We start from the raw sequence: 12144 nt of genomic DNA, 5'->3' as shown, positions 1-12144 counted from the left end.
ACCTAAATAACGTAGCGATTTCTCGCTGAGTCTGGTCAGGTTAGGGCTTTTTCAAGCTCCCGCTAGAGTCCGGAGGACTTAGCGGTGAGTTCCTGACAAGTAACCCAAAAAAAAGTGACTCGGAGTCTACGCCTATCACAAGCATCCCGTATTGCTGCTCCTTCCGGTCTGACAAAGTTTGGGCGTTGCGATCGCATCGATCCGAGTCGTTTTCTAGTATAACATCTTTTTGGTGCTTAACTTTCGTTTTTTTCAGAAGATTCTGTAGAAGATTCTTTCTCCAGTAATTTTTCTTGTCGCTTCTTGCGATCGGTCTTGAGAATATCCTCCAAAACTTGTTTGGCCTGTTCCATTTTTTCCAGATTACTCTGATAGAGTTCTAAATCTTTCTGCATTTTTTCAATGGGTAAGTGCAAACTCCCACCAATTTCTGCGAGAATCTTCTCTCTCTTTTCTCCATCGTTAACCACTGCGCGATCGGCGGATTCCAGTAATTCGTATATACCAATTGCAAAAAGACGACTGTATTTAAAATGATTTGCAAAAGCGATCGCCTTCAAGGTTTCATATAACTTTTCACCACCTTCTAAAGACACTAGCGCAGTATTCCAAGACAGCAATTGTTCCACCGATAAGTTTTGTGCTAACGCATTCAATGCTGCGGCATCATCGCGGTATTGTTGGGGGTCTTTATCAATTGCCAAGCATAACCCCTTAAAAATTGAGACTTTATCCTTTTCTGGTTTATATCCAGCCATAAAGCGATCGAAGGAAGTGACAACCCCTAACCCATAAATCGGATTGTACTGAAAATTGACATTGACCGACAGTAGGTGCATTTCCACCATCAACTCCTCAACAACACGTCGATAAATGGAATTAATCGGACGGACGTGATGGCTGTAAAAATTTCGTTTGGTATCTGAAAGCGTGCGAACGTTATCCACAAAGTCAACTCTAGACGAAACAGCTATTGCTATTACTTTACAAGGTTTTCTGACTTTATTACAATCATTGTTCGGGGTATAAAAAGAATCCTCTGGGCAAGATTTAAGTAATAAAGATTTAAGACAGAAAAATTTCGCTCGAAACAACTGAGGGATGATACGGCGAAATTTTTCTCTCCCTATTTATTTCGATACACCTAATTCCTTAAGGTTGTCTGAATGTCAACACCTGAATGTCAACACCTGAATGTCAACACCTGAATGTCAACACCTGAATGTCAACACCTGAATGTCAACACCTGAATGTCAACACCCGAATGTCAACACCCGAATGTCAACACCCGAATGCCAACACCCGAATGTAAACATTCCTGAGTTGATTTAGGTGGTCGTGACATCACCCCGAGGAGCATCGAGGGCTTCGTTTTCAGCTTCAAAAATCTCGAAAACTGAATCCATCATTGTCACCTCAAATACCAACTTGGCTTCGGGATGAACATTGCAAATGCGAAAGCTCCCCACAACTTTGTCTGCATCCCTCATTCCAGCAACTAACGATGTTAAACCAGAACTATCAATAAAATTAACTTGACTCAGATTGACGACAACATGACGACTGAGTTTGGAGATACATTCTTGCAATTTCAAACGAAATTGCCAAGCGGTGGTAATGTCCAGGCGACCGCTTGGAGCCAGGACGATTACCTTTGTCCCCTCTGTGGTTGTATGTTCTTTTTGTTCTATGTGAATCACTCGTCAATTCGCCTCAAAAACTCAAGCTGTGTATCTTGGTTTGTGCTAGTAGCCCGCAAAGCCATCTTGTTGAAGGATTGCTTTGGGATTTAGCTGTAAAATTCTTCCCTAGCTTACCATGTGCGAAGAATTACTAATCGCCCTTTTGAGTGTATTTTAACACCCTAGTTTCTGTCAAACCGATCGCGATCGCAAAATTCAGATTCTGAAACCCTTATCCTACTCTTCCGTCCAAACCGCCCACTCTTGAGGCTTGAGAAAGGTTTTATAAAGATTGTCTTCTGGGGTGTCCGGTTCGGGGCTATAGCAGTATTCCCAACGCACTATGGGGGGAAGAGACATCAGGATCGATTCGGTACGTCCATTGGTTTGTAGTCCGAAAATGGTGCCTCGGTCGTAAACTAAATTAAATTCAACATAGCGCCCCCGTCGATAGAGTTGAAAATCTCGTTCGCGATCGCCCCACTCCATTTCTTGGCGCTTTTTGGCAATAGGGACATAAGCGGGCAAAAATCCCCCCGCACAATCTCGGACAAAAGCAAACAATTCCTCCCAAGTTCTCTGGGGAGGTGCGCCCACTTTCTGGCTGTAAGCAGCAGCTTCGCGATCGCGCTGGGGTCCGCGATAAAGTTCTCCCATACCGTCTTGATAGTCAAAGAAAATGCCGCCAATGCCGCGAGTTTCCTGACGATGCTTGAGATAAAAATATTCGTCGCACCAAGATTTAAAAGTGGGATAGTAGTCAGGATGATGGCGATCGCAAACCTCCTTGAGACTGCGGTGAAAATGAGCAGCATCTTCCCCAAAACCGTAATAAGGGGTCAAATCGATACCCCCACCAAACCACCACACCGGACCCGCCTCAAAATAGCGATAGTTGAGGTGAACCGTCGGAATATAGGGATTGAGGGGATGTAACACCATCGATGTCCCCGTAGCGTAAAAACCGTGACCTTCCGCTTCCGGGCGCTGTTTGAGAATTGAGGGAGGGAGTTCTTTCCCCCAAACTTCAGAAAAATTGACCCCTCCTTGCTCAAAAATTCTGCCATCGCGCATGACCCGCGATCGCCCACCCCCCCCTTCTTCTCGCTGCCAAGAATCTTCGCGGAATTTTCCCGTTCCATCTAACTTTTCCAGCCCTTGACAAATTTCATCTTGTATGGACTTCATAAACTGGCTGATGCGAGGCTGTGAATCGGCGGGAGGCTGTGTCGGCGTTATGGTTTCGGAAGCGGAGGCAACTGTCATGATCTTCTTCTTGTGGACATCAAATTTTTCATCCTCTCATGGGCAGAGGTTATTGCGATCGCATCATATACAATTTGCAATAACTATAGTTTTAGCCCTATCGTCACTGTGGGAGGAGAATTTGATTTTCAGCCTATCGTTTAAACTCCTGATCCGACGCGGAAAAATTTTTTGTAAATTTTCCCTCAATCAGCGCTACCGCGTTTTGTGTCGTGCTTCAGTAGATATTCTCTGGAAACAACTCGTCAATCTTGCCGATGTTTCTTGGCATCCCCTCATCGCTCGCACCAATGCCCCTAATGGTTTAATCGCCAAGCCTGGACTCATTTATCAAGCCGTAACGCGCCTGACCCCCATTCCCGTGCGGGTTTTCGTCGAGCGAGTCTCCCCTGGAGAACTCCTCAGCGTCCGGTTTTTGGCGCTACCAGGGATTGAAAATCGCGTCACCTATCAATTTGAATCAACTCTGTGCGGGACCTATATTTCCTACTCCGTGACCATGCGGGGATGGTTATCCCCTTTACTCTGGTGGTGGATTCGCCCTTATATAGATCGGGTTGCTTCCAGTTTGGCTCGGGCGGCAGAAAGGGCGATCGCTTGATAAGATTTATGAAGTTAAGCCAGTTTGCTTTCTCAGTCCCTGTTTTAACTCTGTTTTAACTATTTTGTTTTAATCCATGCTCGATACCCAGTCAATTTTAGAGGTTTTACGCCCGGTGCAAGACCCCGAACTGCAAAAAAGTTTGGTGGAATTGAACATGATCCGCAATGTCAAAGTGGATGCGGGAGGAATTGTTAGTTTTACACTGGTTTTAACCACACCAGCCTGTCCCTTGCGAGAGTTCATTGTCGAAGATTGTCAAAAAGCAGTTCGAGCATTATCTGGAGTTGAAAAAGTTGAAATTGAGGTGACAGCCGAAACCCCTCAACAAAAGGAATTACCCGATCGCCAAGGGGTAAAAGGCATTAAAAATATTATTGCCGTCTCCAGTGGGAAAGGAGGAGTCGGAAAAAGCACGATCGCCGTCAATATCGCCGTAGCCTTGGCCAAAGCGGGGGCAAAAACGGGATTATTAGATGCAGATATTTATGGTCCCAATGCGCCGACAATGTTAGGTTTAACCGAGGCCAAAGTCGCAGTACAGAAAAATGCCCAAGAGCAAGATATCTTAGAACCCGCGTTTAATTACGGCATTAAACTCGTCTCAATGGGTTTCCTGATCGATGCCGATCAGCCGGTCATGTGGCGCGGACCGATGTTAAATGGCATTATTCGCCAATTTCTCTATCAGGTCAATTGGGGAGAATTAGACTATTTAGTAGTCGATATGCCCCCAGGCACCGGAGACGCGCAATTAACCCTCGCTCAAGCGGTTCCCATGTCCGGTGTGGTTATTGTTACCACACCCCAAACTGTTTCCCTCATTGATGCCCGTCGAGGCTTAAAAATGTTCGAGCAATTGGGAGTAAAAGTTTTAGGAATTGTTGAAAATATGAGCTATTTTATACCGCCAGATTTACCCGATCGCCGTTACGATTTATTTGGTTCGGGAGGAGGCGAAAAAACATCACGAGAATTAAATGTTCCCTTGTTGGGCTGCATTCCCCTAGAAATAATCTTGCGAGAAGGAGGCGATCGGGGCATTCCTATTGTAATAGGGGAACCCGACTCTGTTTCCGCCCAAGCCCTCACAAAACTAGCTGGAGAAATTGCTGCAAAAGTTTCCGTAGCAGCCCTAACCTAGCTTGAACAATGAATAATTACCGATGAACAATTAATTCCCCACACCCCAAACCCCTATGTTTCAACGCTCTTACAACGATAAAATCCCTCAATGGAAAACTTGGCTAGCAGCTTGGCAACAGTTAGATTTTGTTCTCCTCTTTCTCGTCGTTAGTCTGACTGCTTTTGGCGGTTTAATCATCCAGAGTACCGAAGTCAGACAAGAAACAGTACGCTGGTTTTGGCTCTATCACTGGCTGCTCGGGGCTTTCGGATTAATTCTTGCCTTGTTTATCGCCAGGTTGCGTTATGAATTTCTGATTCAATGGCATTGGGTTATTTACGGATTAACCAATTGTTCCTTAATAGCCATCAAGTTTTTTGGCGTAGAAATCAACGGTTCCACCCGTTGGTTGAGTATTTTGGGGTTCCAATTTCAGCCCTCGGAATTTGCCAAATTGGGGTTGATTATTACGATGGCGGCATTGCTCCATGCCCGTCCAGCTAACAGTATTCCCTCTATGACTCGCACCCTCGCTATTACTGCGATTCCTTGGGGCTTGGTTTTTGTGCAACCGGATTTAGGGACTTCCCTTGTATTTGGCGCAATTACCCTGGGAATGCTGTATTGGGCGAATGTCAATCCAGGATGGTTGATTTTGATGATTTCCCTGCTCCCTTCTGCGATTTTATTTAATGTATACCGTCCGGCTTGGTACGCTTGGCTGGTGGCGATGGGAATTTTGGCATGGTTTACCCTACCTTGGGAGAAAGTTGGGGTAGCGATTGTTACCTTTGCCAATGTGATCGCCGGGGGAGCCAGTGGCTATCTCTGGAATCAACTCCTGAAGGATTATCAAAAGGATCGATTAATTTTATTTCTTCAGCCGGAAAAAGACCCCTTGGGGGGAGGCTATCACTTGATTCAATCCCGCATTGCGATCGGTGCGGGAGAACTGTGGGGGAAAGGTTTACAGCATGGGACGCAAACCCAGTTAAATTTTATTCCGGAACAACATACGGATTTTATTTTTTCTGCGGTGGGGGAAGAGTTTGGATTTATTGGCAGTATTTGTCTCTTAATTGTTTTCTGGCTCATCTGCCTGCGTTTGATTATAATTGCTCAAAATGCCAGGGAGAATTTTGGTTCTTTGTTGGCGATCGGGGTCTTATCCATGATTATTTTCCAAGTCTTTGTCAATATTAGTATGACCATCGGCCTCGCTCCCATTACGGGGATTCCTCTACCCTGGATGAGTTACGGGCGATCGGCGCTGCTGACTAATTTTCTGGCGATCGGTTTGGTGGAGTCTGTGGCTAATAATCGACCGCGATTACATTTTAGGCGATGAGTGATGGGGGTAGAGAGTTATTAAGATTTAGAGGATTTTTGCTCCCGACTTTTGCTAATCTACAAGATAAGTTCTTTGATCAAATAAGTATAACGATGATGATTTTACCTGGTGCCACAGTTCGCGTCATTAATTCTGATGATATCTATTATCGTTTTGAAGGTCTGGTTCAGCGTATCAGTGATGGGAAGGTTGCTGTTCTTTTTGAAGGGGGGAATTGGGATAAGTTGGTAACATTTCAATTAGGGGAACTTGAAACTGTTGATCTCAAGAAGTAATTAAATCAATTTGATCCCCCCCAGCCCCCCTTGATAAGGGGGGAGAATCCGGAGGTCCCCCAGCCTCTCTTGATAAGGGGGGAGAATCCGGAGGTCCCCCAGCCCTCTCTTGATAAGGGGGGAGAATCCGGAGGTCCCCCAGCCCTCTCTTGATAAGCAGGGAGAATCCGGAGGTCCCCCAGCCTCTCTTGATAAGGGGGGAGAATCCGGAGGTCCCCCAGCCCCCTCTTGATAAGGGGGGAGAATCCGGAGGTCCCCCAGCCCCCCTTGATAAGGGGGGAGAATCTGATCGCCCCCCACTCTCCAATTTATGCGCCTTTCTCTGCCACAATTTACCAGTAGCGATCGCAATCCCGATCGCATTGCCGAAGTTATCGAAACAACAACGGTGGAAATTTTGGCACAGTGTTTGGAGCCAGAAGATTTGAGTTTTCCCGTTATGCCTCCTTTTGGCAGTTGGGTCAAGTCCCAAGATGAGGAATCGGGAAATAAGGTTTTGGGGGTTGTAACTTACGTGAAAACCTCACCTATTGATTCCGTGCATCGTGCGAGAGCGTTGGGATTATCTTTGGAAGAATTGCGAGAACAACAGCCGCAAATTTTTGCCATGTTGAAAACAGAGTTTCAAGCAGCCTTATTGGGCTTTGAAACCCCTTCTCGGGGCAATAATGGCAGCAGTCGGGGACAGATTTTTCAATATTTGCCCCCGCGTCCTCCGCAAATTCACCAAGCGGTTTATCGCTGTGCGCCGGAAGAGGTTGTTGCGTTTAGTGAGGAATTGGGGTTTTTGCGAACTCTTTTGCAAGTGAGTAATGTTTCTTGTGAGGCTTTGATTGCTGCTTCTTTGCGGGAGATTTATCGATTCAGGAAAGGCGATCGGCCTTGGTTGGTCAAGGCAGGACGAGAGTTAAGTTTACTGTTGAAGGATGATTACGATCGCCTGCGTTATATTTTGAGTCAGATTCATGGGTGATTTTTTGTTGGTTATGGGATAGTGTCGTCATTTTGCGGATACCGGGGGGTCTCATTTTGGACTCCCGATTTTAACAGGGGTCAAACTCAGTTGTAGTCTGGGTTTGACCCTGTTTTTGCGGTTCGGGGGGTATCCGCAAACGCCGAACGCTTTATTTGGTCTGGGTTTTCGGGATATTTTTTCTTTGGCTCTTGTCAAGACGATGGCTGAAATGCTATAGTTATCCTTGGTATCCGCAAACGAACCTTGAAAACTAAATACCATAAGGGTTTCACCACTGGGCAGTTTCAATTGCACTTAATCCCTATTAGGGATTGAAACCGAGAATGTGCCTCTGCTTCGAGGTCGGCAACTTCTGTTTCAATTGCACTTAATCCCTATTAGGGATTGAAACGATGATTTCTTCTGCCAAAATCATTTTTATTGTTTTGTTTCAATTGCACTTAATCCCTATTAGGGATTGAAACAACTCTTGGCTGGTATGGAGCGAATACATCCCTGGTTTCAATTGCACTTAATCCCTATTAGGGATTGAAACTCGATGTTGACAAACCCGCGCATCTCAAAAAAATGGTTTCAATTGCACTTAATCCCTATTAGGGATTGAAACTCCCCAAATCGAGGTAAATGAGAATCTCTATGGAGTTTCAATTGCACTTAATCCCTATTAGGGATTGAAACCACTGTATAGACCACCTGATCGCCAACCTTTGAGAGGTTTCAATTGCACTTAATCCCTATTAGGGATTGAAACGTACATTTCATCGAGCCAATACTGTCGGAAGGTAGTTTCAATTGCACTTAATCCCTATTAGGGATTGAAACGTAGCGACAGCACTCAGGCAAAATCCAACCCATTAGCGGTTTCAATTGCACTTAATCCCTATTAGGGATTGAAACGTTGTGTATAGTGCGATCGCGGTGGGAGTGCGATCGCATTGGGTTTCAATTGCACTTAATCCCTATTAGGGATTGAAACGCGACGAATAAGGTACAACCATTCGTCGCCTGCAGGGTTTCAATTGCACTTAATCCCTATTAGGGATTGAAACGGTTGCTCTCTGGGGCGGCGGTGGGTCTGGCTTCTTGTTTCAATTGCACTTAATCCCTATTAGGGATTGAAACCTCCCCTCTCCACACACCACAGGAGAATAACAATGGTTTCAATTGCACTTAATCCCTATTAGGGATTGAAACAACGCTTTAACCGTATTTGAACGAGCAATCATAGTTTCAATTGCACTTAATCCCTATTAGGGATTGAAACTCCCAATGCCGCGACCAGTTCTTGCAGATTTTTTGTTTCAATTGCACTTAATCCCTATTAGGGATTGAAACGTTCTAAACCCACACTACATAAGGCTTTGAGTGGTGTTTGTTTCAATTGCACTTAATCCCTATTAGGGATTGAAACTCCCGTAGGTTGGGAAGATAGCTATTCAGAGCAGTTTCAATTGCACTTAATCCCTATTAGGGATTGAAACGACGAGGATTGTTTTTTTCCTGATGGCTTGTCTTTTAAGTTTCAATTGCACTTAATCCCTATTAGGGATTGAAACAGTATTATTGATGGGTTGTATCAGGCTTTCTCTTTGTTTCAATTGCACTTAATCCCTATTAGGGATTGAAACGTGGGATGGGCTTGCGAGGGGATGGAAGTCAATTCGGTTTCAATTGCACTTAATCCCTATTAGGGATTGAAACGCGATCTGCCTCGCTCTTACTATATAATCAATAGAGTTTCAATTGCACTTAATCCCTATTAGGGATTGAAACGTGCCTGTACAACCTCAAAGCGGGATTGACTCTTGTTTCAATTGCACTTAATCCCTATTAGGGATTGAAACGTGGCCAAAGGCAAACCCTCAAAACTCAGCAAGCTAAAGTTTCAATTGCACTTAATCCCTATTAGGGATTGAAACGCTCGTTGAACTTCTGCTGAAGAAGGCGATTTGCCTGTTTCAATTGCACTTAATCCCTATTAGGGATTGAAACCGGCATTTGAGGACGCTACAGAAGGAACGGGAGCGGTCTGAGGGTTTCAATTGCACTTAATCCCTATTAGGGATTGAAACATCGACTGTGGTATATGGTGCGATGATGTCTGCGAGTTTCAATTGCACTTAATCCCTATTAGGGATTGAAACTCATGGGTTTCTCCTTGGGTTTGGTGAGTAAGGGTTTCAATTGCACTTAATCCCTATTAGGGATTGAAACTTTTACCAATGCTTCAAAAGAACTTAGATAACTTTTTAGTGTTTCAATTGCACTTAATCCCTATTAGGGATTGAAACACGGCCACATTGGTTGTGTGGAGACAACTGAGGTTGTGTCACGTTTCAATTGCACTTAATCCCTATTAGGGATTGAAACGCCTATTGCTTCTGGCAAACTTGGATCGGGTTTAACAGTTTCAATTGCACTTAATCCCTATTAGGGATTGAAACATACCCTGCACGCTTCAAGAAGAAATTGCCGGGGGGTTTCAATTGCACTTAATCCCTATTAGGGATTGAAACAAGCGATCTGGCGATCTCTTTTCGATCTTTCTTTGTTTCAATTGCACTTAATCCCTATTAGGGATTGAAACGCCGAACTGGAGCGGGCAAACCTTGACTTCGAGGTTGTTTCAATTGCATTAATCCCTATTAGGGATTGAAACGTATCAGCGAGCAATGGGAAAATATTCCATTTAGGTTTCAATTGCACTTAATCCCTATTAGGAATTGAAGCACCATGACCACCATTAAAGAACAACTCCTCTCCGCGATCGCAACTGCACCAGATTCACTATTAGCAGAACTATTAGAATACATCCAAACTCGAACAACTACATCAACCCAGCAAAGAACATTTATTCCTAATCCACTGCGAGAAATGCAACCCTATTCCTATTTAGCCGATCCCAACGAACCTACAATGGTAACTGTAGATGATAAAATACTCGCTTATCCTCATGTCAAGAAAATCCTGCCCTAGCCATCACGTCTCTGGTAAAAATATCAATCTTGAATGTATTCTTCTCCGTTAATTAAAGCTATTTCTGCACGCAGGAATTCTCGTCCTAAATACAAAGCATGATCCAAATAAGATAAAGGACAAGGTTTCGTTTCTTCAGTTATTTTCATGCCAATTTCCTTTGCAGTTCTTCCCGTAAAAATCGCGGTGGGGGTTCTCTCTACTTTTCCGCGTACTGGGATAGGTTTTCCTGTTTCTGGATCCACAGCTAAACCTTTTTCATTAATTTCATTGCTGTAATGTTTGGCACAGATCAGCCCATTTTCTCGATCTAAGTAAATAATAAAATAGCCAGCCGGATCGAGTTTGATAAACCGCTTAGAGAGTTTATTATCAATGGTAGTAAGTTCTTGTTGGGTAGGGTTTTTCATGCTTCATTCTTTAGCTTTTTTTCATCGTAGAAACTGGCGATCGCCGCAATTCCCAGCCACCAGAGAACATTAATTTGGGGACGATACCAAACAGTATCAAATAAACCGTGAACTAAAAGCCCAACAGTAGAGGCGATCGCAGCCATCAGCCAAAATGCCTGTAAATTACGATTCTCCCGTAACCGTGCCAATTGTTGCAAACCTTGGCCAAAAGTGCCGATAATGAACCAGAGAAAACTGATAAATCCCACATAGCCAATTTCCACAATATGCTCTAAAAACACCGAATAGGCACCTAGAGCATTATCATATCCAGACTGGGCATAGAGAGGGTAAATTTCCTTAAAAGCATCATTTCCAGGACCGATACCAACAAGAGGATAATTTTTAATCATCTTAAATACAGCTTCCCAAACATTAATGCGATAATTGTTGCTACTGTCTTCCCGTCCTGCAAAAATACTCATCACTCGCAAGCGCAAAGGTTCGACAAAAACAACCGCAGTAATAACTAAAGCCGCGATCGCCCCCATCATCAAAGGAAGAAACCAAAGTCGCCAAAATGTCGGTAAATATTTAGCCCACCAATAGCGCAGTAAAAGCGCAAAAACAAAAAAGAGTGCCATCATCGCGATCCAACCCCCGCGACTATCGGTATAAAATAGACAGGTTGTATTTGTGAGAAACATAATTGCGGCCAGTGTTTTTGGCAACCAACGCTTCCAGATGAAAAAAGCGGCTAAACTCAAAGCTACTGCGGGAATGAGATAACTCGCCAAAAGATTAGGGTTTCCTAAGTAACTATAAACGCGGGTATCTTGAGCGAGTTTTGAGGTGGGATCGTTCCAAGTAGCCAATTGTTCGACTCCTTTAAATTCCTGGCGAATGCCGTAACCGCTTACCAGTAGGGAAATATGGAGAAAAACCGTCATTATTCCATTGCGAAGACGAGGCGATCGCAAGACTCGTGCCGCTAAAAGGAATAATAATAATAAGAGGCTAAATTTAATAAATCCCGATAAAGCGGCTTTTTTAACGGGAGAAAATGCCGTCGAAACCGCAGAAATTCCCCAATAAAGGCTGACCCAGAGATGAATAGGAGTCATGCCAATTTTGAGGTTATCGGCAAGGGTTAGTAATACCCAAAATGCACCGCAAGCAAACAATAATAAACCGATGAGGGAGGTAGAAGCAAAAGGGGAGATGACCAGAATAATACAGATCAGGATTGCGGCGATCGCCTCTCCCCATTGTAGGAGAAAACTGCCATCTTGCCATCGTCCCAAAAGTCCAACTAATCGATGTAAATAACTGCTACTGCGCCAGCGAGAAAGAGGAAGATCAAAAAGCATTGTAAATCAAAAATGAATAACTATCAACTATCAACTATCAACTATCAACTATCAACTATCAACTACTATCTTGCCATTGTCCCAAAAGTCCAACTAATCGATGTAAATAACTGCTACCGCGCCAGCGAG

11 protein-coding genes, 1 other RNA gene and 1 CRISPR repeat array are annotated in these 12144 nt (G+C 44.1%); of the genes, 6 read left to right on the top strand and 6 right to left on the bottom strand.

What is annotated here, in order from left to right:
• Positions 1-113: 113 nt before the first annotated feature.
• From ffs to hemF, 4 genes are all read right to left on the bottom strand, one after another.
• Positions 114-208, bottom strand: an RNA gene (ffs, locus tag JUI58_RS19870) — signal recognition particle sRNA small type.
• A gap of 28 nt (positions 209-236) precedes the next feature.
• The gene (gene psb29, locus JUI58_RS19865) at positions 237-947 is read right to left on the bottom strand and encodes a photosystem II biogenesis protein Psp29 (RefSeq protein ID WP_204105550.1); all 711 of its coding nucleotides are present in this window, start codon (positions 945-947) and stop codon (positions 237-239) included.
• Positions 948-1328: 381 nt separating this feature from the next.
• Positions 1329-1700 (bottom strand): STAS domain-containing protein, encoded by a 372-nt coding sequence (locus tag JUI58_RS19860; protein WP_204105549.1) that lies wholly within the window; start codon positions 1698-1700, stop codon positions 1329-1331.
• A 219-nt stretch (positions 1701-1919) separates the two neighbouring features.
• Positions 1920-2948, bottom strand: a complete 1029-nt coding sequence (gene hemF, locus JUI58_RS19855; protein ID WP_239121596.1) for an oxygen-dependent coproporphyrinogen oxidase — start codon at positions 2946-2948, stop codon at positions 1920-1922.
• Between the two features lie 121 nt (positions 2949-3069).
• Here hemF and JUI58_RS19850 point away from each other — a divergent pair, with 121 nt between their 5' ends.
• The 6 genes from JUI58_RS19850 (at position 3070) to JUI58_RS19825 (ending at position 10253) form a co-directional block, all read left to right on the top strand.
• Entirely contained in the window at positions 3070-3549 is a 480-nt protein-coding gene (locus JUI58_RS19850) for an SRPBCC family protein (protein WP_239121595.1), read from the top strand.
• Positions 3550-3625: 76 nt separating this feature from the next.
• Positions 3626-4693 carry an Mrp/NBP35 family ATP-binding protein gene (locus JUI58_RS19845; protein ID WP_204105548.1) on the top strand — a complete coding sequence of 356 codons (1068 nt, stop codon included), beginning with the start codon at positions 3626-3628 and terminating at the stop codon, positions 4691-4693.
• 55 nt (positions 4694-4748) lie between these two features.
• Positions 4749-6023 carry a rod shape-determining protein RodA gene (rodA, locus tag JUI58_RS19840; RefSeq protein ID WP_204105547.1) on the top strand — a complete coding sequence of 425 codons (1275 nt, stop codon included), beginning with the start codon at positions 4749-4751 and terminating at the stop codon, positions 6021-6023.
• Positions 6024-6121: 98 nt separating this feature from the next.
• The gene (locus JUI58_RS19835; RefSeq protein ID WP_348539932.1) at positions 6122-6301 is read left to right on the top strand and encodes an NAD(P)H dehydrogenase subunit NdhS; all 180 of its coding nucleotides are present in this window, start codon (positions 6122-6124) and stop codon (positions 6299-6301) included.
• A gap of 310 nt (positions 6302-6611) precedes the next feature.
• Positions 6612-7274, top strand: a complete 663-nt coding sequence (locus JUI58_RS19830; protein ID WP_204105545.1) for an HAS-barrel domain-containing protein — start codon at positions 6612-6614, stop codon at positions 7272-7274.
• A gap of 284 nt (positions 7275-7558) precedes the next feature.
• Positions 7559-10007: a CRISPR direct-repeat array (repeat unit 37 nt; unit sequence GTTTCAATTGCACTTAATCCCTATTAGGGATTGAAAC).
• Positions 10008-10010: 3 nt separating this feature from the next.
• Positions 10011-10253 carry a hypothetical protein gene (locus JUI58_RS19825; RefSeq protein WP_204105544.1) on the top strand — a complete coding sequence of 81 codons (243 nt, stop codon included), beginning with the start codon at positions 10011-10013 and terminating at the stop codon, positions 10251-10253.
• A gap of 23 nt (positions 10254-10276) precedes the next feature.
• Here the strand turns inward: JUI58_RS19825 and JUI58_RS19820 are convergent, their stop codons facing one another.
• Positions 10277-10663, bottom strand: coding sequence for a DUF4346 domain-containing protein (locus JUI58_RS19820; protein WP_204105543.1), 387 nt, complete (start codon positions 10661-10663; stop codon positions 10277-10279).
• Positions 10660-12015, bottom strand: a complete 1356-nt coding sequence (locus JUI58_RS19815; protein ID WP_204105542.1) for an IctB family putative bicarbonate transporter — start codon at positions 12013-12015, stop codon at positions 10660-10662. The genes JUI58_RS19820 and JUI58_RS19815 overlap by 4 nt, the downstream gene beginning before the upstream one ends.
• Between the last annotated feature and the right edge of the window lie 129 nt (positions 12016-12144).

Origin of the sequence: Spirulina sp. CCY15215 (assembly GCF_016888125.1) — a bacterium.
In the GTDB taxonomy this organism is placed as follows: domain Bacteria; phylum Cyanobacteriota; class Cyanobacteriia; order Cyanobacteriales; family Spirulinaceae; genus CCY15215.
Note: the sequence above shows the minus strand (reverse complement) of the source record. Positions and strands in the feature narration are given on the sequence as shown.